The organism is Nonomuraea sp. NPDC048901, assembly GCF_040649695.1.
In the GTDB taxonomy this organism is placed as follows: Bacteria; Actinomycetota; Actinomycetes; order Streptosporangiales; family Streptosporangiaceae; genus Nonomuraea.
In genome coordinates, this window is the sequence record NZ_JBEZFW010000011.1 from 299,606 (window position 1) to 322,246 (window position 22,641).

The 22,641-nt window shown below is 70.7% G+C and carries 22 protein-coding genes; 12 read left to right on the forward strand and 10 right to left on the reverse strand.

Annotated elements, in window-relative coordinates:
- Positions 1–11: 11 nt before the first annotated feature.
- Positions 12–1,067, forward strand: coding sequence for a glutathione S-transferase C-terminal domain-containing protein (locus AB0C30_RS35070; protein ID WP_357952441.1), 1,056 nt, complete (start codon positions 12–14; stop codon positions 1,065–1,067).
- Here the strand turns inward: AB0C30_RS35070 and AB0C30_RS35075 are convergent.
- The 3 genes from AB0C30_RS35075 to AB0C30_RS35085 all read right to left on the reverse strand — a co-directional run bounded on the left by AB0C30_RS35075 (position 1,048) and on the right by AB0C30_RS35085 (position 3,158).
- Positions 1,048–1,707, reverse strand: a complete 660-nt coding sequence (locus tag AB0C30_RS35075) for an alpha-ketoglutarate-dependent dioxygenase AlkB (RefSeq protein ID WP_357952442.1) — start codon at positions 1,705–1,707, stop codon at positions 1,048–1,050. The genes AB0C30_RS35070 and AB0C30_RS35075 overlap by 20 nt on opposite strands.
- A 46-nt stretch (positions 1,708–1,753) precedes the next feature.
- Entirely contained in the window at positions 1,754–2,788 is a 1,035-nt protein-coding gene (locus AB0C30_RS35080) for an LLM class flavin-dependent oxidoreductase (RefSeq protein ID WP_357952443.1), read from the reverse strand.
- Between the two features lie 100 nt (positions 2,789–2,888).
- Positions 2,889–3,158 (reverse strand): hypothetical protein, encoded by a 270-nt coding sequence (locus AB0C30_RS35085; protein ID WP_357952444.1) that lies wholly within the window; start codon positions 3,156–3,158, stop codon positions 2,889–2,891.
- 24 nt (positions 3,159–3,182) lie between these two features.
- Between AB0C30_RS35085 and AB0C30_RS35090 the strand changes: the two genes are divergently transcribed.
- The 3 genes from AB0C30_RS35090 (at position 3,183) to AB0C30_RS35100 (ending at position 7,564) form a co-directional block, all read left to right on the forward strand.
- Complete coding sequence (locus tag AB0C30_RS35090; protein ID WP_357952445.1) at positions 3,183–5,468, forward strand: ATP-binding protein; 2,286 nt, start codon at positions 3,183–3,185, stop codon at positions 5,466–5,468.
- Positions 5,465–6,118, forward strand: a complete 654-nt coding sequence (locus AB0C30_RS35095; RefSeq protein ID WP_357952446.1) for a response regulator transcription factor — start codon at positions 5,465–5,467, stop codon at positions 6,116–6,118. Before AB0C30_RS35090 ends, AB0C30_RS35095 begins: the two co-directional genes overlap by 4 nt.
- 174 nt (positions 6,119–6,292) lie before the next feature.
- Positions 6,293–7,564, forward strand: coding sequence for an alpha/beta hydrolase (locus AB0C30_RS35100; RefSeq protein WP_357952447.1), 1,272 nt, complete (start codon positions 6,293–6,295; stop codon positions 7,562–7,564).
- Between the two features lie 15 nt (positions 7,565–7,579).
- Here the strand turns inward: AB0C30_RS35100 and AB0C30_RS35105 are convergent, their stop codons facing one another.
- Together AB0C30_RS35105 and AB0C30_RS35110 are read right to left on the reverse strand one after the other, a co-directional pair.
- Positions 7,580–8,227, reverse strand: coding sequence for a VTT domain-containing protein (locus AB0C30_RS35105; protein WP_357952448.1), 648 nt, complete (start codon positions 8,225–8,227; stop codon positions 7,580–7,582).
- Positions 8,220–8,858, reverse strand: coding sequence for a methyltransferase domain-containing protein (locus tag AB0C30_RS35110; protein WP_357952449.1), 639 nt, complete (start codon positions 8,856–8,858; stop codon positions 8,220–8,222). Before AB0C30_RS35110 ends, AB0C30_RS35105 begins: the two co-directional genes overlap by 8 nt.
- Before the next feature lie 132 nt (positions 8,859–8,990).
- On the opposite strand from AB0C30_RS35110, the gene AB0C30_RS35115 reads away from it, so the two are divergent.
- Together AB0C30_RS35115 and AB0C30_RS35120 are read left to right on the forward strand one after the other, a co-directional pair.
- Entirely contained in the window at positions 8,991–10,259 is a 1,269-nt protein-coding gene (locus AB0C30_RS35115) for a sensor domain-containing protein (protein WP_357952450.1), read from the forward strand.
- Positions 10,232–10,891: a response regulator transcription factor gene (locus AB0C30_RS35120; RefSeq protein ID WP_357952451.1), complete on the forward strand. Its 660-nt coding sequence runs from the start codon at positions 10,232–10,234 to the stop codon at positions 10,889–10,891. The genes AB0C30_RS35115 and AB0C30_RS35120 overlap by 28 nt, the downstream gene beginning before the upstream one ends.
- A 90-nt stretch (positions 10,892–10,981) precedes the next feature.
- Here AB0C30_RS35120 and AB0C30_RS35125 read toward each other — a convergent pair whose 3' ends face one another.
- From AB0C30_RS35125 to AB0C30_RS35135, 3 genes are all read right to left on the reverse strand, one after another.
- Positions 10,982–12,013, reverse strand: a complete 1,032-nt coding sequence (locus AB0C30_RS35125) for a hypothetical protein (RefSeq protein WP_357952452.1) — start codon at positions 12,011–12,013, stop codon at positions 10,982–10,984.
- A 120-nt stretch (positions 12,014–12,133) separates the two neighbouring features.
- Positions 12,134–13,105, reverse strand: a complete 972-nt coding sequence (locus AB0C30_RS35130; RefSeq protein WP_357952453.1) for an alpha/beta hydrolase — start codon at positions 13,103–13,105, stop codon at positions 12,134–12,136.
- A 183-nt stretch (positions 13,106–13,288) separates the two neighbouring features.
- Complete coding sequence (locus tag AB0C30_RS35135) at positions 13,289–14,230, reverse strand: AraC family transcriptional regulator (RefSeq protein WP_357952454.1); 942 nt, start codon at positions 14,228–14,230, stop codon at positions 13,289–13,291.
- Positions 14,231–14,312: 82 nt separating this feature from the next.
- Here AB0C30_RS35135 and AB0C30_RS35140 point away from each other — a divergent pair, with 82 nt between their 5' ends.
- From AB0C30_RS35140 to AB0C30_RS35160, 5 genes are all read left to right on the forward strand, one after another.
- Entirely contained in the window at positions 14,313–15,149 is an 837-nt protein-coding gene (locus tag AB0C30_RS35140) for an NAD(P)H-binding protein (protein ID WP_357952455.1), read from the forward strand.
- 156 nt (positions 15,150–15,305) lie between these two features.
- On the forward strand, positions 15,306–15,488 hold the full coding sequence (locus tag AB0C30_RS35145) for an alcohol dehydrogenase catalytic domain-containing protein (protein ID WP_357952456.1): 183 nt from the start codon (positions 15,306–15,308) through the stop codon (positions 15,486–15,488).
- 7 nt (positions 15,489–15,495) lie between these two features.
- Positions 15,496–16,467 carry a sugar kinase gene (locus AB0C30_RS35150; protein WP_357952457.1) on the forward strand — a complete coding sequence of 324 codons (972 nt, stop codon included), beginning with the start codon at positions 15,496–15,498 and terminating at the stop codon, positions 16,465–16,467.
- Entirely contained in the window at positions 16,439–17,200 is a 762-nt protein-coding gene (locus AB0C30_RS35155; protein ID WP_357952458.1) for an IclR family transcriptional regulator, read from the forward strand. The genes AB0C30_RS35150 and AB0C30_RS35155 overlap by 29 nt, the downstream gene beginning before the upstream one ends.
- Positions 17,187–17,792: a bifunctional 4-hydroxy-2-oxoglutarate aldolase/2-dehydro-3-deoxy-phosphogluconate aldolase gene (locus AB0C30_RS35160; protein ID WP_357952459.1), complete on the forward strand. Its 606-nt coding sequence runs from the start codon at positions 17,187–17,189 to the stop codon at positions 17,790–17,792. The genes AB0C30_RS35155 and AB0C30_RS35160 overlap by 14 nt, the downstream gene beginning before the upstream one ends.
- 21 nt (positions 17,793–17,813) lie before the next feature.
- On the opposite strand, the gene AB0C30_RS35165 is transcribed toward AB0C30_RS35160, so the two are convergent.
- Complete coding sequence (locus tag AB0C30_RS35165) at positions 17,814–18,848, reverse strand: LacI family DNA-binding transcriptional regulator (protein WP_357952460.1); 1,035 nt, start codon at positions 18,846–18,848, stop codon at positions 17,814–17,816.
- Positions 18,849–18,922: 74 nt separating this feature from the next.
- Positions 18,923–19,438, reverse strand: coding sequence for a hypothetical protein (locus tag AB0C30_RS35170; RefSeq protein ID WP_357952462.1), 516 nt, complete (start codon positions 19,436–19,438; stop codon positions 18,923–18,925).
- Between the two features lie 226 nt (positions 19,439–19,664).
- Here AB0C30_RS35170 and AB0C30_RS35175 point away from each other — a divergent pair, with 226 nt between their 5' ends.
- Positions 19,665–22,469: a BTAD domain-containing putative transcriptional regulator gene (locus AB0C30_RS35175; RefSeq protein WP_357952463.1), complete on the forward strand. Its 2,805-nt coding sequence runs from the start codon at positions 19,665–19,667 to the stop codon at positions 22,467–22,469.
- The last annotated feature ends 172 nt before the right edge of the window (positions 22,470–22,641 follow it).

Consider the following 22,641-nt stretch of genomic DNA (forward strand, 5'->3'; position numbering starts at 1 on the left):
GAGGCTCACCCATGAGCGGCCCCAAACAGCACACTCCGACCTACGCCACCCCTGCGGACGTCCAGGTCCATGGCCCCTACGGCCCCGGCCGCCTCGACGCCGCCCCCAAGGGAGTTCGCGCGCTCTACCCCTTCCACGGGCGCATCACTGCCGACGGATCCAGCGGCTATCCGGCCGCGCCCGGCCGCTACCACATCTACAACGCTTGGCACTGCCCCTGGGCGCACCGCGCCGCCATCGTCCGCAAGCTCGCGGGGCTTGAGGACGTGGTGTCGCTGTCGTACGTCGACGACGAGCGCGACGCCCGCGGCTGGGCCTTTCGGGAGCGCCGCGGCCCCGACCCCGTCAATGGCTTCACGCTGCTCGCCCAGGCGTATGAGGCGAGCGAGCCCGGCTTCGCCGGCCACATCTCGGTCCCTACTCTCTGGGACCGCGTGACCGGCCGAATCGTCAGCAACCACTACCCCGACATCACCCTCGACCTGGCCACGGAGTTCGAGGAATGGGCCGATCCATCTGTCCGGCTCTACCCCGCCGAGTCCCGCGCCGAGATCGACGAGCTCAACGAGCAGATCCTGCGCGACGTCAACACCGCGGCCCCCAAGATCGCGGGGGCGGCCACGCAGGAGACCTACGAGCAGCTACGCGGTGAGACCGTCGCCGCCCTCGAACGCCTCGACGAGCGCCTGGCCGACCGCCGCTTCCTTCTCGGTGACGCCATCACCGAGGCCGATGTACGGCTGTGGGTCACCCTGGCCCGATTCGACCTCGCCGACAACCCCGCCGCCCGCATCAGCGAGCGCGGGCTGACCGACTTCACCCACCTGTGGGCCTACGCCCGCGACCTCTACCAGCACCCCGCCTTCCGCGACACCACCGACTTCGCCACCTACCGCCATAGCGCCTTCGCTCGCGCGGAGGGCGTCAAGCGCATAGACGTGGAGCCGTTCCAGGGCGCCTGGGACTCACCCCACGGCAGGGAGAGCCTCGATGTCCAGCGCCGTTTGACGGGCATGGGCCTTGGCCGAAAGGAGCCCGAGAGCCCGGTTACAGCGCTGGGTCATTGACCGTGCGGAAGGTTACTGACACGCGTCGCGTGCGTGGCATGCGGCCTGCCGCAGTGGGGTCGCTCTTGCGTGCGGCAATGCTGTGACGCCAGGTGTATCGGGCAGGTCCTGACATGACGCACAGGCTGCCGGGGGCGAGAGATATCGCCGCCTTCGTGCCGTCCGCAGGATGGGTGAAGTCCATGACACAAGCGGAGCCCAGAGAGATCGCGGCGACGACCGGGCCAAAGCAGGGCACGCAGTCGACGTGTGGGCTGATGCCCTGTCCCGGCTGATACTCGTTGATGATCACTTGGTTCGCTTCGCTTTCCATGATTCCTTCGCGGACCAGGCGCATGGCCTGCTGTTGTGCCCATGCCGGAATCGGTGGAGCGGCGGGAACAAGGGGATTCCTCGCCACACTTCGACGGCCGTAGTCGTAGCGATGGCCGTAGTGTTGCACTCGTCGTCGCAGTTGTGCCGACCACTCGGCGGCGTCGATGAATGAAAGCAACGACGCGCAGGCGTCGGGAGTAAGCCAGTCGGCGATGTAGCGCAATCCCGGCACCATCTCATCGCGAGATGCGGGCGGGAGGCCGTCACCAGCGTCAAAGGACAGTTGTTCTAAAGACTCCGGCATGCCGAAAACAGTAGCCAGCACGACTGTCAGACTGTGCTGTTTTGCGGCGTTCGTATCAGGCCAAGCCTCACTGCGGGCCGCGGTCCATGGCGGGCCGCCAGCCGAGTTCGGGGCCCAGCTTCGTGGCCATGTCGGTGAGGATCTGCACGTAATCGTCGTGCTCGAAGGTGAACGGCAGCGCGAACGCCACCTCGTCGATCTCCCGGAAGGCGGCGTGCGCGTACAGCCGCTCGGCGATCTCGGCGGAACTGCCCACGAGGTCGGGTGCGAACATCATGCGGGCCGGTCCCTGCGGCGTGGTGGTGCGGGGCGTGCGCTTGTCGGCGTACGCCTGGTACCTGGCGCGCTGCTCCGGCGTGGCCGTGTCCGTGGGGATGACGACCAGGCCCTGGGAGACGCGGGCCCGCTCACCCTCGGGGTGCCGCGCGCGGAACGCCCGTACGTGGGAGAGCTGGATCTCGGCGAAGTCCGCCGACTCCTCCGCCTTGACGACGCTGCTGGTCAGGAAGTTCATGGCGTGCTCGCCCGCCCAGGCGGCCGAGCGGAGGCTGGCGCCGCCGTACCACATGCGGGCGCCCAGGCCGGGCGCGTGGGGCTGGACCCGATCGGAGAAGACCTCGAAGCCCTCGACGCCGCTGAAGTCGGTGGCCGGCTCGCCGCGGACGAAGGACAGCAGCCGCCGCACCCGTTCGTAACTGAAGTCCTCCTGGTCGGCGGTGCCGGGATGGAGCGCGTCCTTGACCTGGTCGTAGTGGAGCGGCGGGCCGACGCTGACGCCCGGGTTGAGCCGGCCGCCGGACAGGATGTCCACCGTGGCCAGGTCTTCGGCGAGCCGCAGCGGGTTCTCCCAGCCGAGGGGGATGACCGCGGTGCCCAGCTCGATGCGGGTGGTGCGCTGGGAGGCCGCCGCCAGGACGGCGACGGGGGAGGAGATGCCGTACTGGAGGTGACGGTGGCGCACCCACGCGCTGTCGAAGCCCAGCCGCTCGCCCAGCTCGATGATCCGCAGCGTCGACTCGTGGCCGGGGCGCGGGTCGTCACCGTCGAACAGCCCGATCGTCAGGAAACCCAGCTTGCGCAGCGGTTGCGTGGGTAGCGGCACGGTGGTTCCTCCTCCTCGTCATTCCTGGCAGCGGAGAATAGTCGCGGGCTCAGCGCGTCCGCGTCACCGGGTCGCCGATCGCGGGCCGCTCCGGGCGAGGTCAGAGGCCCGCGTCCACCTTGACCGTGGCGTCATTCGGCACCTTGACCAGGGGCTTGGGCACGTTCCTGACCAGGTTTCCGGTGGAGGCGACGGTCAGTGACGCGCCGCTCTTCTTCTCGTAGGCGCTGCCTCGCGCCGGCCTGCCCGCCGCCTCGGGCCGGCCGAGATCGTAGGCTGGGCCGTTGTGGGAGATGGTCGGCCGGGGTGGCGAGACGTGCTGCTGCCGGGGATCCTGGCCGTCGCGCTGATAGCGCTGACGGTGTCGCATCGCTTACCGGCGGCGCTCACGTGGGTGGCTGAGCCGGGGTCGCCGCTCGCGGCGGACAGTCCTCTCGCGACCACGTACGCGATGCTGGGCTCGGGAGCCGCCTGCGTCGCCCTCGTCTTTCGCCGGATCACGCCGGTGTGGGCCTTCGGGGGCACGCTCGCGGCAGCGGTATTGAGCATCAGCGCAGGTGGCGGTGGCGTCCTGTCAGGGATGGTCACCGTGATGGTGGCGCTCTACGCGCTGTCCCTGCATCGCACGGCTGGTGTCGCCGCGGTCGGAGCCTGCGCCGTAACGCTGGTCGGTGCCGCGCTGACGCTCGCTGCCGGCGCAGGGGCGAAGATCGTTGCCGGGGTCGCGTTCCAGGCGGCCGCCATGGCGGCGGTGGTCTGGGTCATGGGGAGGTCTCGACGGCGGAGGGGAGCCGGCCGATCGGCTGTCTCGGCCTACCACGCGGGCTCGGCGTCGGTGCCTCGCCTCGCCGCCGATGCGGAACGGCGGCGGCTGATCGCGGAATTGCATGACGTGGCCGCGCATCGGCTCACCGGCATCGTGGTGTCGGCCGCCACCGCCACGCGGCTCACCGATCCCGAACTCGCCGCCGCCGCCACCCGGCACGCCGCCGAGGCCGGGCGCCAGGCTGTGATGGAGCTGGACCGTCTCGCCGGGACCGGGCATCGCGCCGCGACGGAGCAGGATCGCCTTGGCGAGGCCGTCGAACCCATGGCTGCCGTCGAACCCATGACCATGGAGGACATCGACGTACTCGTCGCCGAGCACATCGGCCTCGACTATCGGCGCACCGCCGTTGGCGCGCCTCCGGAAGTCATCTCCATCGCCTACCGGGTGGTCCGCGAGGCGCTGACGAACGCGACCCGATATGCCGCGGGTGCTTCCCGGGTTCGGCTTGACATCCTGGCCGGACACCTGGTCGTCACGGTCACCGACGAGGGTGGTGACGCGGCGGCCTCGGACCTCGGGACGGGCAACGGGCTGGCCGGACTGCGCTCCGCCGTGCATTCCGTCGGCGGCACGTTCTCGGCAGGGCCCAAGGACGGCACGTTCTCGGCAGGTCTCAAGGACGGCACGTCTTCGGCAGGTCTCAAGGACGGCGGCTGGGAGGTGCGGGCCGACATACCCCTGGACCCGTCCGTTCCTACGCGACGAGTGAGCTATGTGCGACCACGGCTGAGACGTCGCATGAAGGCGGCGGCAGATGCGGCGACAGATGAGCCGGTCATGGCCAGGGCGAGGCGGATGGCCGATTGGCGGGGGCCCAGGGCGCTCGACGGAGCGCTGGTCGTCCTGGCGATCGCGCTGACGCTGGGCGCGAACCTGCTGCCGGGCGATGACCTCGACCCCTTCGCCACGCCCCTCCCCGGCCTGCTGCTGGCGCTGCTGTTCGCCCTGCACGCGCTGCCCCTGGGGTGGAGGACGAACGCGTCCCGCCGCGGCCTGGCGGTCACGCTGGCCTCCGTCCTGGTCTGGCTGTGTCTCGACCTGGCAGGGTGGGCGGGGCCGCCGGTCAGCGACATGTTCCTGTGGTGCTGCTGGATGGAGCTGGCGCTGCTGTACGCGATCGGCGCCCGTACACAGTCCCGGGACTGGCCCGCGCCGATCGTGATGGCCGGGGTCGGCGGCTTGGCACTCGTCAGCGGGGACGGCATCACGGGCGATCGGCCGGCCGCGTGGCTGGTGCTGACTGCCATGCTGGCCGTACCGGCTGTGGCGGCCTGGGGCTTGGGGAGGTTCGTCGCGGCGCGCCGCAGACGGCGCGGGACGGCGGTCACGCGGGAGCGGGACCTGCTCGAACGCGTGGCGGCCGTGGCGGCGGCGGCCGAGCGGCGGCGAATCGTCGGTGGGTTGCGTAGTACGGCACGTCGGCACGCGCAGCGGGTGGTCGACGGAGCCGAGGCGGGGCGGTTGGACGTCGTGCTCGCCGAAGCCCGAGCCGGATTGACCGCTCTGCGGGAGCTCATGGAGCAGGAGCGGGACGATGGCGGCGAGCCGCCGCACACGGTGAGCGGCATCGCCGTCCTGACCGCGCGACGCGGTGGCGCGGCCCGCTACGTCGGGCTCCGCAGGCCGCTGCATCCGGCCGTCGAGGTCACCGCCTATCAGGTCGCGAGGGAACTGCTCGCCGAGGGCGCGGCCGTCGCCGTGACCTTCCTCGACGGGGGCGTCACGGTGTCCGGTCAGTCACCGACGAGCGGGGGGCGACTGCGCGCGCTGGTCGACGCCGCGGACGGTACGCTCATCGTCGCCGACGACGGCTCGGCACGAGTGTGGCTGCCGGAGGTGTCCCCCACATGATCAGAGTGGTGGTCGCCGACGACCAGGCCGTGGTCCGGGCGGGGATCAGCGCCTTCCTGGACGCCGAGCCAGACCTGACCGTGGTCGGCCAGGCGGCCGACGGGGAAGCGGCCGTGGCCCTCGTGACCTCGCTCCGACCCGAGGTCGCTCTCATGGACATCCGGATGCCGGGCATGAACGGACTGGCCGCCACCACCAGGATCACCGCCGAGGTCCCGGCGACGCGGGTCGTCGTCCTGACCACGTTCAATCTCGACGACTATGTGTTCGCGGCCTTGCGCGCCGGTGCCGCCGGATTCCTGCTGAAGGACACCGACCCCGAGCGGGTGATCGACGCGGTACGCGTGGCCGCGGGAGGCGACGCGCTGCTGGATCCGGTCGTGACCCGGCGGCTGATCGACCATTTCGCCACCAGCCCGGGTCCGGCCGACGCCGGGCGGCTGTCCGTTCTCACCCCCCGCGAGACGGAGGTGCTCCTGCGGGTGGCGCGCGGCCTGACCAACGCCGAAGTCGCGCTCGCGCTCGGCCTCAGCCCCGCGACCGTGAAGGACCACGTCGCCGCCGTACTCGGCAAGCTCGGCGTGCGCGACCGGGTTCAGGCCACGATCGTGGCCTACGAGACGGGCCTGGTACGGCCGGGGGTCGTCTGACCCGGGAGGCGGGTCCCACTACGGCCGGGAGCCGTCTGAACCACCTGCTCGGAAGCCTGGGCGGCATCCGCCGGGAAGCGGGGTCGGCATCCGCCGGGAAGCGGGGTTCCGGCAGGTGAAAAACGGTTCTGAAGGGCCAGGGAGCGGCCTCTTCCCGCTCCTAGCGTGATCTCCATGGCACGAACCTTTCCGCGCCGCCTCCTCGGAGGCGCTCTCCTCTTGGCCGCTCTTGTGGTGGCGCCGCCCGCCGGGGCCGCCAGCTTCCTCGCCACCGCCGCCATAAGCGCACATATCCCGATACTTGCGGCCGCTGGGCTGGTGACGATGGCCGGCACCGGTTTCCTGCTCGCCGCTCCGGCGTTCAAGCTGCTCGGCGTGCGCCGGAGCCGGATGGTCGCGCTGCCGGCCGCCATCGGCTTGACGGCCGTCATCGCCGGGCTCGCGGCGGCCACCGTCTTCCGGCCAGGCCCGGTCCCGAGCACCGCCCCGGCTCCCGGAGGCGTCCGTTTCTGGGATCTGCCGACCGGGTCCAGGATCGCGTACGTCCACGCCGCCGCGGCCGGCAAGCCCCGCCCGACACCAGTGATCTTCCTCCACGGCGGCCCAGGTACGCCAGGAGAGGGGATACCGGTGGGCGGCGAGGCCCTGGCCGCGGCGGGTTTCGACGTGTACGCCTACGACCAGCTCGGCGCGGGACGCTCCACCAGGCTGGACGACGTCACGGGCTACACCGTCGCCCGGCACGTCGCCGATCTCGAAGCGATCCGCCGCGTCATCGGCGCGGACAAGGTCATCATCGTCGGCCAGTCGTGGGGCGGGTCGCTCGCGGCCCAATACCTGGCCGCTCATCCCGGTAACGTCGCCAAGGTGGTCTTCACCTCGCCGGGCACGCTCTGGCCGGGCGCGAACCCCGACCGCGATCTCTCGCAGCTGCTCACTCCGGCGCAGCGGGAACGCCACGACGAACTGACCGAATCACCCCGGATGCTCACCACGTTCCTCCTGCTGGGCATCAACCCCGAGGCCGCGCACGCCCTGCTCGGCGATCGGGAGGCGGACGAGCGCTTCCACGAGCTCGCTCTGGTGAGCAAGGACACCGGCTCGTGCCCCGGCACTCCCTCACGCGAGCCCCATCACAACCGCCAGGGCTTCTACGTCAACCAGGTCACCAGCGACGACTTCCGCCAGGTCCCCGACCCCCGGCCCAAGCTTCGGCGGATCGGGACGAAGGCGCTGATCATGCGTGGTAGCTGCGACTTCATTCCCTGGGAGAGCACGTACGAGTATCGGCGTACGCTGCCTGGCTCGACGCTCGTGCCCATCGCGGGGGCGGGACACGCCATCGCGGGCGACCAGCCCGCCGTCTACACCAGGCTTCTCCAGGCCTTCCTCACCGACCGGCCCCTGCCCCTGCCCGCCCACGACTCGGCCGACCCACCCCGCTGACCGGGCGCGGCGGCGTTACCGGCCTTCGTGGCGAGCCTGCCTGCGGTATCTCAGCCAGAAGACGAGCAGCAGCAGGGCGACCGCCGACGGGCCGGCCAGTGCGAGATGGCCGGTGATGCGGTGGATGACCTCCGGAGCCAGGAAGCGGCTCAGGCTCACAAGCGTCGCCGCCCACGCGGCGGCGGCCGGCAGACTCGCGCACGCGAAGGCCCGGTACGACATGCCGGACCAGCCCGCGAGACGGGGAACCAGCGTGCGGGCGCTGCCCAGCCATTGACCGGCCAGGACGGCCCAGACCCCACGCCGCACCAGCAGGCGGCGGCCGTGCTCCCAGAATCCCGCCAGAGCGTCAAACCGCCTTGGGGCCAGGCCGTTGCGCCGCCTTCCCAAGATGCGCCGCCCTCCTAGGGCGCGCTCCCGTCCTAAGGCGCGGCGCCGTCCCATGAGGAAGGACAGCTGCGTACCGGTGATCGCCGCGAACGCCGCCACCGCGACCGTCGTGCCCAGCGGCACCACACCCAGATGAGAGAGATAGCCGAGGGCCACGAGCACGCTCGTCCCCGGAAGGAAGACCCCGATCAGCAGGCCGGCCTCAGCCACGATGAGCAGCCAGCCGACGATGAGCACCAGCGGCGGTGAAAGCTGCCCCAGCAGCTCAGACATCGAGGACCGGCCGCCGGCACACGTACGTCAATCCGGGCGGGAGGTTGCGCCAGACCGGCCCGGTGGTCAAGACCTCCTCGAAGGCGGACCGGAGCCGCCGCCGGAACGCCCTGGACCTCGGGAGCGGCATGGCGTACAGGTAGGTCACCGTGGTGAAGGCGGCGCCCGGAGCCAGCACGCGACCGATCTCGTGCAGGATGCGCGCCTGGCGGTGACCCGGGAACAGTGACCACGGGAGCGTGCTGACCACCGCGTCGACCCGCGTCACGCCGGCCGCCGCCAGAAGGGCGCCCAGCTCCACCGCGTCGCCGTGGATCACCTCCAGCCACGGCTTGGCGCGGCGCAGGTGGGCGACCATTGAGGGCTCGACGTCGATCGCGAGCTGGCGTGCGCCGGGCGGCAGCCTGCGCCGGATGGCCTCGCTGATCGACCCCGTACCCGGGCCGAGCTCCACCACGACCGGGGTCCCCGAGGCCGGCACCACCGCCGTGAGCGCCCGCGCGAGCGACGGCGAACTCGGCGCCACGGCGCCCACCACACCCTGGTTGCGCACGGCCACCGACATGAAGGCCCGCAGGTCGGCGGCCCCGTTGGTAGCTCTTGCCGGCCGCAAGGCAGCTGTCTCGTTCATGGAGCAATGACAGCGGTGGCGACGCTGAGTGCGCAGGGAGAGAGGGCCTAGTCTTCGAGGTAGGGCTGGGTATACCTCCGAAGTGGTGCGGGGCCCATCGGAAGCGTCCCGCCACCCCCTTATCTTTTGGGAGTGCGACCACGACAGGCCTGGCAGGCGCTCGCCCGGAGAGATCTGATCCTCTCCTCCTTGCCATGGCGCGCGATGGCCTACCTCGTCACGGGGGTGGGCGTCGGCGTGATCGTGCTCGCGCTGTGCCTGGGCTTGCTGGTCACCGGTTCCGTGCTGAACCTGGTGCTGATCGGCATCCCCGTGGTGCTGGCGCTCGGGTTCGGTGGCGTACCGGTGGCCGCGCTGGAGCGCAGGCGCCTGCGGATCATCGACGGGGAGCCGGTCACCACTCCCCATCGCGTGCCCGCCCGGCCCGGCCCGCGCGCGTGGCTGGAGTTGCGTTTCAGGGAGCAGGCCACCTGGAGGGAGCTGGCCTACACCGGGCTCCTGGCCGTGGTGCTGTGGCCGGTCGAGTTCGCCATCGTGCTCTACGGGCTGGTGGTGCCCGTCGTGATGATCTGCACGCCGCTCGCCGTCGGTGAAACGGGTGCGATCAACGTGCTCAAGCTGTGGCACGTCGAGGGCTATCCCCAGGCGTTCCTCGTGGCGGTGCTGGGCGTCGTCGTGCTGGTCCTGACCATCTATCCCCTGACGGCGCTGGCGCTGGCCCACGCCATGCTGGCCCGTTTTCTCCTCACTCCTCGAGACGACGAGCAACTGGCCGAGCTCACCCGTTCCCGTACCCGCCTGGTGGAGGCATTCGAGGCCGAGCGGCGGCGCATCGAGCGGGATCTGCACGACGGGGCTCAGCAGCGGCTCGTGTCGTTGACGATGACGCTCGGCCTGGCGAAGATGTCGGACGGCGAGGAGGCCGCCGAGCTCGTCGACGAGGCGCACAAGCAGGCGAAGCTGGCCCTGGCCGAGATCCGCGACCTGATCAGGGGCATCCACCCGCGCATCCTCACCGACCGAGGTCTGCCCGCCGCGCTGGCGGACGTGGCCGACCGCTCTCCGGTGCCCGTGGAGGTCTCCGTCGCGTTCTCCGAGCGCCTGCCGGGGCCCGTGGAGTCGATCGCCTACTTCGTCGTCTGCGAGGCGCTGGCCAACGTCGCCAAGCACAGCGAGGCCCGGCGGGCCACGGTCGACGGGCGGTTCGAGGGCGGGCGGCTCACGGTGGAGATCCGGGACGACGGCGTGGGCGGCGCCGACGCCTCGGCCGGTACGGGGCTGGCGGGCCTGGCCGACCGCGTCTCCGTGGTCGACGGCAGACTGATGCTGTCCAGCCCCACCGGGGGCCCGACCCTGTTACGGGTGGAGATCCCTTGCGCGTCGCACGTTCCCTCAAGATAGTCGTCGCCGAAGACGGCGTGCTGCTGCGCGAGGGGCTGTCCGGGCTGCTGGCCCGGTTCGGCCACAAGGTGGCCGCCTCCGTCGGAGACGCCGACGCCTTGATCACGGCCGTCGCCGAGCACCGGCCTGACATCGTCGTGACGGATGTACGGATGCCTCCAGGTTTCTCCGAGGAGGGGTTACGCGCCGCCGTCGCGCTGCGCACCGCCGACCCGAGCCTCGCCATCCTGGTGCTCAGCCAGTACGTCGAGCAGACCTACGCCTCCGAGCTGCTCGACTCCGGAGACGGCACCGGGGTCGGCTACCTGCTCAAGGACCGCATCGGCGACATCGAGGAGTTCTTCGACGCCCTGCACGCCGTCGCGGCGGGCGGCACCGTCGTGGACCCGGAGGTGGTCAGGCAACTGCTGCGGCGGCGTCGCGGCCCGCTTGAGCGCCTCAGCCCGAGAGAACGAGAGGTGCTCGCCCTGATGGCCGAAGGGCGGTCCAACACCGCGATCGCCCGGGAGCTGGTCATCTCGGAGGCCGCCGTGGGCAAGCACATCGGCAATATCCTCACCAAGCTCGACCTGCCCCCGGCCGAAGATGACCATCGCCGCGTACTCGCGGTCGTCACCTACCTACGAGGCTGATGCCGCCACTCGACGTGGCGGCCACCGACCCGGCGGCCCGCCGGCGGCGCTGACCCTGTGCGAGGGCCGAACGCCGCCAGCGCGCCCGCGTCAGCGGAAGTCGGAGACGCGGAACACGGCCATCATGTCCTTGGTCCTGACCCCGGAGTAGAAGGACGCCTCGGCGCCCACCCAGCCACGGAAGGCGCCGCTGTCGTCGATGATCTGCTCAAGCGGCTTGATGTGGGAGTTGCCCGAGTAGCAGAACTGCTTGGCTTCCATGGCCAGGCAAGTGCACCAGTGCCACAGGGTGTCGCGGCGATCGCGGTTGGAGACTTTGACGAGGTAGTACTGGATGGAGCTGACGTTCGCCTTGGTGCCGCCGCCGACGTTGGGGCAGCCGCCGGACTTCTGGCAGGCGCCCGGCGACGACGGCTGCAGGTATGTCAGGCACCAGGTCGTCGTGGCGCAGTTGCGGAAAGAGGACTGCTTGAAGACCTGGCCGTCCGACTTCACGATGCGGTTGCCCGCCCAGGAGACCAGGTCCTGCTTGAGTGTTCCGGAGAAGGCTCGCACGGAGCTCATCGCGCGGCGGGTGGTGAGCGAGGCGTTGCTCCCGTAGCCGTACCCGTTGGTGGCCAGGCTGCCGCCGGCGAACTGCAGCTGGGCGAGCTTGCCGTCAGGCGACAGCTTCACGCGCCACTTCTCGGTCCAGGTCTGGGCGATCTTCCACCTGATGCTCAGCACGTCGCCGGTCAAGGTGTACGTTCCCGTGCGGGATTCGTCCGGGGCGCCGGTGAAGCCGGCGGCGGTCAGCACGTCGCAGGCGCGTACGCGGGTGCTGGAGCCGCCCGCCTTGGTCGCGCAGCTCGAATCCGGGACGACACCGGTTTTCTGCCTGCCCTCGGGGTTGCGCTGCCACCAGAGGTAGGTGTTCGCGCTGACGGTGCCGCCGGACTTGAACTGGTACGTTCCCAGACGCACCCAGTTCTGGGTGGACCCGGCGCGCAGGAAGCCCTGCGAGACCACAAAGTTGGCCTTCCCGCCGGGCAAGGATGACTGGGATGGTGCGGCGCTGGCCGAACTGGCCACGGTGGCCAACATGGTGAGCGTCGCGAGCACGGCGGTGAGAACTGCGCGCACGGAGAACCTCCTCTAATACGGTCTTTGCCGATTCTTGCCTATGCGGCCCTCCGGTACCTCACTGTTTGACTTATGTTCATAGCCGAAAGTCACGATTGTTGGAACTCCCGGTCTGCGGCTTCAGGCCGGCAGACCGGCGAGCCAGCCGGTCAGGATCTCGTTGACCTCCGCAGGGCGTTCCTGCTGAACCCAGTGGCCGCAGCCATCGAGGATGTGTGAGGAGAGCAGGCCCGGCAGGGTCGCCGGGAACGCCTTGATGGCGCCGGCCAGCCAGGTGGCGGTGGAGGCGTCCAGCGCGCCGCCGATGAACAGGGACGGCTGGGTGATGGGGGCGCCGTCGAAGCCGGCGAGGTCTTCCCAGTCCCGGTCCATGTTCCGGTAGCGGTTGAGCGCCCCGCTCATGCCGGTCCGTTCGAACTCCGCGGCGTAGACGTCGAGGTCGTCCTCACTGAGCCAGGCGGGCAGCCGATCGGTGGGGAAGCGCTCGCGCAGCGTCCCGCCCTGGGAGACGAGAAGCGGATGGGGGGCGTCAGCGGGCGGCATGGTGTCGGCGGACAGGGCGGCGTAGAGGCCGGCGAGCCAGCCGCGGACGTCGGGCTCGATCTCCGCCTCGGCCCGGCCGGGCGCCTGGAAGTAGCCGACATAGAACTCCTCCTCCCCGCCCATGCGCGCGAACATCTCGCTGGGCCGCGGCCCGCCGCGCGGGGTGTACGGCACGCTGAGCAGCCCGACCGCGCGGAAGACGTCCGGCCTGACCAGGGCGGAGTTGGCGGCGATGGGCGCGCCCCAGTCGTGGCCCACGATCACCGCCGTCCGCTCGCCCAGGGCGTGCACCACGTCGACGTTGTCCTCGGCCAGGTCGAGCATCCGATACGCGGCTATGTCCGCAGGCTTGGAGGAGCGGCCATAGCCTCGAACATCGATCGCGACAGCCCGATAGCCGGCCGCGGCCAGCGCCGACAGCTGGTGGCGCCAGGAATACCAGGACTCAGGGAAGCCGTGCACCAAGAGCACCAGCGGCCCGGAGCCCTGCTCCACCAGATGGATGCGGCCGGCGCGCGTCATGACCAGCCGATGTGTAAGCTCCGTCATCGATCCTCCAAGGCTTGTGAGCTCCGTGTCCGAAGCGGGTCGCACCATCGATCTTCCAAGACTTTCGGTCCTCCCCGGCCGGCGGCTTTCACGGGAATCATCCGGGAGACCGTGAGGCCACCGCGAATCGTGTTGCCGCTTCGGCAAAGCCGCTCGGGATACCGTGCCCGTGTCGATTCGGGATCAATGCGCTCGGCGCCAGAGAGACGGGCTGACGCCGCGGGCGCGCTTGAAGGCCACGCTGAAGGCGAACGGGTCCTCGTACCCGACCGCACGAGCCACCGCGGCGATGCTCATGTCGGTGTCGCGGAGCAGGTCCGACCCCAAGGTCATCCGCCAGCCGGTGAGATAGGTGAGCGGAGGTTCGCCGACCAGGTCGGTGAAGCGGGCGGCGAAGGCGGCGCGGGACATGCCGACCTTGGCGGCCAGCCCGGCGACCGTCCACCGGTGCGCGGGATCCTCGTGGAGCAGGCGCAGCGCGTCGCCGATGGCGGGCACGGTCAGCGCCCGATACCAGGCGGGGGATGCCGCCTGTGGTGTGGCGCACCAGGCCCGCAGCGCCAGCACGAGCACCAGATCCAGCAGCCGGCCCAGGACGGCGTCCTGGCCGGGTTCCTCGCGGGCGATCTCGGCGGCGAGCAGATCCAGCGCCGCCCGGGTACGGGGACCGGCGGGGATGACCGCGAGCGGCGGGAGCATGGTCAGCAGGCGGTCGCCCACCTCGCCATAGAGGTCGTAACCGCCCCGGATCATGGTCGTGGCCCCGGGCAGACCGTCGCCGTAGGTGCGGGGAGCCAGCCTCCGCTGGGCCCCAGGCGGCACTTCGCTCCCGTCGAGAAGGTGTTTCCTGCCCTGGTACAGCATGACCTGGGGCGGGGTGGACGGGTCGTCGGCGATCGTGTGACGACCGGTGCCGCTGATGAGGGCGAGGTCGCCCGCGGACAGGAGCGCCGGTGCGGCATCGGCCTCGTCGAGGCGGACCGACGCGTGGCCGCCGAGCGTGGCCACGATCGTGAGCGGAGGAGCGTCGGCGAAGGTCAGCGACCACGGTGGCCGCTGGATCAGCTGCCTGATCGTCGCGTTGCCGGCGCGGGCCCGATGCAGCAGATCGCTCAGGACGTCCATGGGGCCCACCGTAGACGATCACAAAGGTATCGCGGACTTTCTCCCATGGACCGTCTTGGCCTCCCTGGAGTTCGCTAGGCACATGACGAACATCCTCATCTTGGGCGGCGGCAACGGGAAGACCGGCCGCCGCATCGCCCAGCGCCTCCGGGCCGCCGGCCAGCCGGTACGCACAGCGTCACGCGCCACCGGTGACATGCGCCTCGACCTGGGCGACCCGGCGACCTGGGCACCCGCGCTCGACGGCGTCACCGCGGCCTACGTCATGGAGCCCAGCCTGCAGACCGGCGCCGAGGGCCGGGAGCGCATCCCCAGGTTCGTGTCCGAAGCGGTCGCCGCGGGTGTACGGCGGCTGGTGCTCCTGACCGCCTCCGGCGTCGACCAGATCGACGATCATCCCCTCGAAGCGGCCGAGCAGGCGGTGCGCGGCTCCGGTGTGAACTGGACCATCCTGCGGCCGGACTGGTTCGCGCAGAACTTCAGCGAAGGTCCCTGGCTGCCAGGGGTCATGGCGGGCACCCTGGCCCTGCCCACCGGCGACGGGCGCGTTCCGTTCATCGACGCCGAGGACATCGCCGCGGTCGCCGCGGCGGCGCTGACGGAAGACCGCCACAATGGCCGGATCTACCAGCTGACCGGCCCGCGGGCGATCGGCTTCGGTGAGGCGGCGGACCTGATCGGCAAGGCAGCCGGGCGCACGGTCCGGTACGTCGACGTCGCGCCCGAAGTCTTCGTCGAGCGTCAGGTCTCCTTCGGCGTTCCGCCCGAGGTCGCGCGGCTGCTCGCCGGCGTCCTGGTCGCCATCCGCGACGGCCGGGGCGCTGAGGTCTCCGACGATGTGGAACGAGCTCTCGGTCGTCGGCCCAGGCCCTTCGAGGACTACGTCACCGAAACCGCCGCGGCCGGCCACTGGAACTGATCGAGCGCCTCACCTGACCCTCGGACGGCGCACAGCGCCATGTGCCGCGCTTCGACCCGGATGATCTCCATCTTCCACACCTTCGAGGAAAGCGGAAGCGTCGACTACATTGCAAATGCAGCATAGTCATTGCAGATAATGCAACATGGAGGGTCGATGCGGGTAGTCACATGGGCGGGGGCGGATCGGCTCGCCCAGGAAGAGCTTCCGGCTCCGGAGATCGCGAGCGGTCAGGTGCTCGTCAGGGTGTCGAGAGTGGGCATCTGCGGGTCCGATCTGGCGATCCTGAGCGGCCAGGAGCTGGCGCGGATGCTGACCCCCGACGCCTGTGAGGGATGACCGGCCGATGAGACCCGCAGACGTGCTCGCGATCGGCGAGACCATGGTGATGGTCACCCCGACCGCCGGCGGCCGCCTCGACGCGGACAGCAGCTTCATCCTGCGCCCCGGCGGCGCGGAGTCCAACGTCGCCGCGCTGCTCGCCCAGCTCGGCCACACCACGGCCTGGGCCGGCGCGGTCGGCCGGGATCCGCTCGGCGACCTCGTGGTCGACTCGCTCCGCGCCCGCGGCGTGGACGTCGGCCTCGTCCACCGCGACGACGAGCGGCCCACCGCCGTGTACTTCAAGGACCCGACCAGCTCGGGCACCGCCGTCTACTACTACCGGCGTGGCTCGGCCGCCTCGGTCATGACCGCCGCCGACGTCGCGGGCTGGGCCGCGTGGCCGGCGAGGGTGACGCACATCTCCGGCATCACCGCGGCGATCTCCCCGCAGTGCCTGGAGCTGACCCGGCACATCGTCTTCGACCGGCCGCTGCGGCCGTCCGTGGTGAGCTTCGATGTCAACCACCGACCGCGCCTGTGGGACGGCGCCGACGCCGCGTCGGTGCTGCTGGAGCTTGCCCGGCGGGCCGACATCGTCTTCGTCGGCCGCGACGAGGCGGCGGCCCTGTGGGGCACCACGGACGCCGAAAGCGTGCGCGCGCTGCTCGACGGGCCCACGTACCTGATCGTCAAGGACGCCGCGATCGAGGCGGTCGGCTTCACCCCGACAGGGGTGCACCGGGCGCCGTCCCTGCCGGTCGAGGTCATCGACGCGGTCGGCGCGGGTGACGCGTTCGCGGCCGGGTGGCTGAGCGGCTTCCTGGACGGCCGCGACGAGGTCACGCGGCTGCGCCTGGGGCACTACGCGGCCTCCCGGGTGCTGATGTCCCCGGCCGACCTGGCCGATCTTCCCCCCGCTGACGAGGTCGTCTCGCTGCTCGCAGAAGCAGGAGGAGGGCACCACCATGTCGCAGACCGTCGCTCGTGCCATTGACATCATCGGGTTCGTCTCCGTACGACATCGCTCGCTCGGTGAGATCGCCGAGCATCTCGGCGTGCACAAGTCGACCGCGCTGCGGCTGCTGCAGACGCTGGAGGAGGGCGGTTTCGTGCGGCGCGTCCCCGGCGGCATGTACGGCATGGGCTTCCAGCTCATCGCGCTCGGCCAGCTGGCCCTCGACCAGGTCGAGGCCCGCTCGCTCGCGCACCCGATCCTGAATGAGCTGAGCGAGCGCTACGGCCACACGGTCCACCTCGGAGAGCTGGCCGGAGACCAGGTCGTGTACGTCGACAAGATCGACGGCCGGGGCAGCGTGGCCATGGGCTCCCGCATCGGGCTGCCCGCCCAGGCGCACACCGCGGCCGTCGCCAAGGTCATCCTCGCCTACCAGGACGACAGGACCCGCGCCCGCGTCCTGGAACACGCCGCCTTCACCCGCTTCACCCCCACGACCATCACCGACGCCGCCGCCTTCGAAGCCGACCTCGCGCTCACCAGGGAGCGGGGCTGGGCCGAGGACGACGGCGAGCACGAGGACTACATCAACTGCGTGGCCCTGCCGCTGTTCGACGCCCGCGGCAAGGTCACCCACGGCATCTCCATCACCGCCCTGCGCGCGGTCGCGCCGCTGGGGCAGCTACGTGCGCACATCGACGACTTCCGCCAAGCGGCCCACGAGATCTCCAAGACTCTGGGCTGGACAGGAGACCAACATGGACGCCGCTGAGTTCTTCGGCAGACACCTCGGCCGCAACCCGGTCCTCGGCATCTTCCGCAACCTCGACCCTGAGGCCACCGTGCGGATGTGCGAGCGCGCCTGGGAGACCGGCATCGAGCTCATCGAGGTGCCCGTGCAGACGGCCGACGCCTACCCGTCGCTGCGCGCGGCGCTGGACGCGGCCAGGGCCAACGGAAAGAGCGTCGGCGCGGGCACGGTGACCACGGCCGAGCAGTTGGCGGCCGTCAGCGAGCTGGGCGTCGCCTTCACGGTCGCGCCAGGGCTGCATCCCGAGGTCGCGACGGAATCGCTGCGGCTCGGACTGCCGCACCTGCCGGGTGTGGCCACCTCCACGGAGATCGCCGCCGCGCTGGCCCGCGGCTTCACGTGGCTGAAGGCGTTCCCCGCGGCGCAGCTCGGCGCCGATTGGATCAAGGCGCAGCTCGCGCCGTTCCCCGGAGTCAGCTTCGTCGCGACGGGGGGCATCGACGCGTCCAATGCCGCCGCTTTCCTGGCGGCCGGATGCCGGGGTGTCGCCCTGGGCTCGGCGCTGAACGACCCGGACGCCCTGGAACGGCTGCGCAAGGTGACGGATGGTTGACCGCCGTACTTCTCCCAGCCTCTAGGGGCTTGACCCATGACCGGATGCGGATGCCGAGTCCTGGGCCGGGCCGCCGGGAGGCGCGGTGGAGCGGCGGACGACCAAGGTCGGCGTGACGGAGAAGTGCACCGCCGCCGTGCGGCCTTCGATGCGTTCCAGCAGCAGTCGTCCCGCCGTCCGGCCCATGACCGCTCCGTCCTGATCGACCGTGGTCAGCGCGATGTTGGGGTGGGCGGCCAGCCGGGTGTTGTCGTAGCCGGCGACGGAGACGTCGCCGGGGACGGAGAGAGCGACCTCATGGAGGGCGGCCAGGACGCCGAGAGCCGCCTCGTCGGAGCCCGCGAAGATCGCGGTGGGGCGTGGCGACCGGCTCAGCAACTCGTAGGCGCCGCGATGGCCGCCCTCCTCGGAATATGAGGTCGCGACCACGGCGATCTCCTCGGCCAGGCCGTGATCGCGCATCACGCGCTCGTAGCTCTCGGCCCTGATGTGCGGCACCTGGTCGGCGGGCTGCCGCTGGTCCTGCTGGAAGGTGATGTGCCCGATGCGCCGGTGGCCGAGTGCGATCAGGTGCTCCATGACGAGCTCGGAGCCGGTCCGGTCGTCATCGACGATCGAGTCGTACGCCGGCGACCGGTCGTGCCTGCCGAGCACCACGGTGGGGATGTCGCGGGCGACCTGCTCCAGCCGGGTGCGCCTGGCGAGCGGGGCGATCATGAGGATGCCGTCCACCTGCCGATCTATCAGGGCGTCGATCGCTCGTTCCTCGGTCTTGTCCTCGGTGCCGCCCTGGATCATGATCGCCTGGTAGCCGGACTCCGCGAGGTGCTCCACCAGGCCGGTCATGATCTCGGCGTAGAACGGGATCCCGATGTGCCGCAGGAGCACGCCGATGGTGTACGCCCGTCCGCGCAGCGCTCGCGCGGCGGCCTGGGGCCGGTAGCCCAGCTCCTCGATGGCCCGCTGGACGCGGTCGCGCATGGCCTCGCTGACCCCGTAGTCGTTGCGGATGACCTTCGAGACCGCCGCCTTGGAGACCCCGGCGTGTTTCGCCACGTCGGAAATGGTCACTCGTCGTCGTCGCTCGGGCGCGACCATGGAGTATCCCTTCTCGCCAAGTCCTGCGGACGTCAGGATGGCCTGGTGCGCGGGGCCAGTGCCGCCTGGATGCGGTCATGGATCCCGGCCGCCTCGGCCGAGAGCGGTGGCCTGCGCATCGTGGGAAGACGGCCGGCGTGTCGCAGCACCAGCATCGCGAACCGCTCGGCCTCGTGTTCCTGCGGCTCGGAGTATGTCGTCCGGCCGAGCACCGAGCGGACCATGGCCGGGTCCAGCGTCGGCAGCAGGATGCGCAGCAGGTCGTCGGGGGCGATCGGCGCCGAAGCGTGCTCGCACAGCATGTGGCCCAGTTCGTGCAGGATGATGTGCTCCTGATGGGAGCGGCTGGTCCGCTGCTCATAGCAGATGTAGTCGACCGTGTCGGTGGCCAGCCACATGCCGCTGGGGCCGTCCGCGGCGGTGTCGACGGGCCTGAGCTCGATGCGGCGCTCCCGGGCCCGGGCCACCTGGTGGGTGAACTCCACGATGTCGAACGGGTGCGTGATCTCGAACCGCTCGACGATCTCTTCCAGGCGTTCGCCGCTCACGAACCTCCTCATGGGCGCACCGGCCACAACACCCACATCATAAGCGCTCGCGATGCTTCAACAGATGTTTAAGCGCATCTGCGCCCTTCGTAGCTTAGATTGATAGGGCGGCGGCTTCGCGGCCTCGTGGCGCACAACTGCCGTTTATCCACCATCCATGCCTCGGCAAACGTAGCTCGTCCCCGTGGGAGGTCAGGCATTGGCAGGCGCGTCATCCGGAACGGCTGTGGAAGCACATGGCGGCGATGTCAGCTTCGGCGTCCTGGGGCCTTGGGAGGTGCGGGTCGGTCAGGGCGCGGTGGCGGTGCCCGTCGGGCAGCTGCGGACGGTCCTCGCGTCGCTGCTGCTATCGGTCGGCCAGTCGGTCTCGACGTCTACACTCGCCGAGCGGCTCTGGCCGGGCGAGGGGCCGGGCTGGCCGCGCGGCGCGGTGCACACCTATGTCACCAGGCTGCGGCGGCTGATCGGGGCGGACCTCATCCAGACCGAGCCGGACGGCTACCAGCTCCAGGTCGAGCCCGACGCGGTGGACCTGCACCGATTCCGCGGCCTCGTGCGCCGCGCCGACGACGCCGGCTCCGCGCAGGAGGAGATGGCCCTGTTACGCGAGTCGCTGCGGTTGTGGCGCGGTCAGCCCTTCGGCAACGCCAGCGGGCCCTGGCTGGAACACGAGGTGATACCACTCCTGACCGAGGAGTGGTTCGGCGCCACCGAACGCCGGATCGACCTGGAGCTGGCCAGCGAGCCGCCGGGGCGCCTCATCGCCGAGCTGACGGAGCTGACCAAGCGTTACCCGACCCGCGAGCCGCTGTGGACGCGCCTGATCACCGTGCTGCACCGCAGCGGCAGGCGGGCGGAGGCGTTGAGCGCCTACCAGCGCGTACGCACGGTGCTGCGCGAGGAGCTCGGCCTGGACCCGAGCGAAGAACTGGTCCAGCTGCACCAGACGGTGCTCCTGGGCGACACCGACGACCACCCGGTCGGCACGGCCGTCCGGCGAAGGACGCCGAGCCCCCGGCAGCTGCCCCACGGCATCGCCCGCTTCACCGGCCGGGAGGAGGAACTGGCGGCACTGGACCGGCTGCCCTCAGGCGTGGCGGCATCGGGCCGGAGCGGGGGAGGCGCGAACGCCCCGATCATCGTGACCATCGACGGCGCTCCGGGGACCGGCAAGACGACGCTGGCCGCGCACTGGGCCCACCGGGTCGCCCATGACTACCCCGACGCCCAGCTCTACCTCAACCTGCGCGGCTACGGGCCGAGCGAGCCGATGACCCCGGCCGCCGCGGCGGAGAGCCTGCTGCGCGGTCTCGGCGTGGAGAGTGACGCCATCCCCGTCGACGTGGACGAGCGGTGCGCGTTACTGCGTACCATCCTCGCCGACCGGCACGCGCTCATCCTGCTGGACAACGCCCGCAACGCCGACCAGGTGCGCCCGCTCCTGCCGGGCGCCAGCGGCCTGGTCATCGTGACCAGCCGCGACCAGCTACGGTCTTTGTCGATCCGGGACGGCGCGCACCGCGTCACGCTGGGCGCGATGCCGGAATCCCAGGCCGTCGAGCTGCTGGCGGCGGCCGTCGGCCCCTCGCGGGTCGCCCGGGAGCCCGCGGCGGCCTCCCGGCTGGTCGAGCTGTGTGACCATCTGCCCCTCGCGCTGGCCATCATCGCCGAACGCGCGCAGCGCGCCGCCACGCTCGCCGAGGTCGTCGACGGGCTGGCGGACGAGAAGGCCCGCCTCGACAACCTGGGAACCGGCGAGAACGATCCGAACATCGACCTGCGCGCCGTTCTGTCCTGGTCCTACGGAGCGCTCAGCCCGGCGGCGGCCGCCACGTTTCAGGCGCTGGGCCTGCACCCCGCCAGCGACATCGCGCTGGAGACGGTCGAGGCGCTGGTCGACCTTCCGCCCGCCGAGGTCAAGCGGGGCCTGGACCAGCTCGTGGCGGCCCATCTGGTCGAACAGCGCCGCCCCTGCCGCTACCAGCTGCATGACCTGATCCGGCTGTACGCCGTCGATCAGGCGCGGTTGCACATGCCGCCCGGCGAGCGGCAGGCCGCCGTACGGCGATTCCTCGATCACTACCTCTTCGCCGCCGTGAGCGCCGACCGGCACCTGGTGCCGTACCGCCGCCGCGACTTCCTCGCGCCGCTGCGGCCGCGCCGGCGCCCGCTCGCGTTCGCCGACGCCGACGAGGCGATGGCCTGGCTGGAGCTGGAGTACGACTCCCTCCGGGCGGTGATGTCGTGGGCGGCCACGAACGGGTGGGCGCACTACTCATGGCGTACGACCATGGCCATGACCAGCTTCTACGACGCGCGCATCCCGTGGTCCGACGGCCTGGACAGCCTGAAGTCGGCGGTACGCGCGGCTCGGGCCGCGAGCGAGCCGATCGGCGAGGCCTACACCCTCAACTCCGTGGGCTGCATCTACTCCGACAGGGGTGACGTCGATCTGGCCGAGCGGCATTTCCGCGAGGCGCTCATTCATTTCAAGCGGAGCAAGAGCCCGTACGGCGAGGCCATGGCGCTGTGCAATCTCGGCATGACATATGGCGAGGCCGGAGAATACGAAAAGGCCCAGCGGCATTTGATGCGCGCGCTGGATCTGCACGTGCGCAACGAATATCCCCGTGGCATCGCCCTGGCCCTGGACAACATCGGAATCGCGCAGACCGTGGCGGGCCATTACCGATGCGCGGTCAAGGCGTTCAAGCAGGCGCACCGGATCAACCTGCGGCTCAGGGAGTACACCTCCGACGCGATGTGCCTGCGCCACCTGGGCCGCGCCTACGTCATGACGGGCGACACCCGCGAGGCCGTCCACGCCTTCCGTCAGTCCATCGACCTGTTCCGCCGTACGAGGAACCAGCGCTGGGAGGCGATCACCCTCGCCGATCTCGGCCACGCGCTCAACGGGGCCGGCCACGACGTGCTGGCCCGCGGCATCCTGCGGACGGCGCTCGATCTGATGACCGGGCTGGCCGACCCGCGAGCCCACGACATCGAGGCCGTTCTCGCGTCCACCGGGTGAGAGCGGCCCTTTCCAAGGAGCGTTTCAGCGCGCCGACAGGTCGGTGACAGGTCGGCGAAAGGCGGTTCTCCGTGCGTCGGGATTAGCCTTCTGTCGGAAGCCATTAGCCGCATGTTTTCCTGGCGGATTATTCGCGGCTATGGGTACTGCGATTTTCTCCCGAGAAAGGCTG

Coding starts and splice junctions, on each gene's coding strand:
- AB0C30_RS35070 (WP_357952441.1), top strand. CDS start 12: ATGAGCGGCCCCAAACAGCACACTCCGACCTACGCCACCCCTGCGGAC.
- AB0C30_RS35085 (WP_357952444.1), bottom strand. CDS start 3,158: ATGCGACACCGTCAGCGCTATCAGCGCGACGGCCAGGATCCCCGGCAG.
- AB0C30_RS35095 (WP_357952446.1), top strand. CDS start 5,465: ATGATCAGAGTGGTGGTCGCCGACGACCAGGCCGTGGTCCGGGCGGGG.
- AB0C30_RS35100 (WP_357952447.1), top strand. CDS start 6,293: ATGGCACGAACCTTTCCGCGCCGCCTCCTCGGAGGCGCTCTCCTCTTG.
- AB0C30_RS35105 (WP_357952448.1), bottom strand. CDS start 8,227: ATGTCTGAGCTGCTGGGGCAGCTTTCACCGCCGCTGGTGCTCATCGTC.
- AB0C30_RS35110 (WP_357952449.1), bottom strand. CDS start 8,858: ATGAACGAGACAGCTGCCTTGCGGCCGGCAAGAGCTACCAACGGGGCC.
- AB0C30_RS35130 (WP_357952453.1), bottom strand. CDS start 13,105: ATGACGGAGCTTACACATCGGCTGGTCATGACGCGCGCCGGCCGCATC.
- AB0C30_RS35135 (WP_357952454.1), bottom strand. CDS start 14,230: ATGGACGTCCTGAGCGATCTGCTGCATCGGGCCCGCGCCGGCAACGCG.
- AB0C30_RS35140 (WP_357952455.1), top strand. CDS start 14,313: ATGACGAACATCCTCATCTTGGGCGGCGGCAACGGGAAGACCGGCCGC.
- AB0C30_RS35145 (WP_357952456.1), top strand. CDS start 15,306: ATGCGGGTAGTCACATGGGCGGGGGCGGATCGGCTCGCCCAGGAAGAG.
- AB0C30_RS35150 (WP_357952457.1), top strand. CDS start 15,496: ATGAGACCCGCAGACGTGCTCGCGATCGGCGAGACCATGGTGATGGTC.
- AB0C30_RS35155 (WP_357952458.1), top strand. CDS start 16,439: ATGTCGCAGACCGTCGCTCGTGCCATTGACATCATCGGGTTCGTCTCC.
- AB0C30_RS35160 (WP_357952459.1), top strand. CDS start 17,187: ATGGACGCCGCTGAGTTCTTCGGCAGACACCTCGGCCGCAACCCGGTC.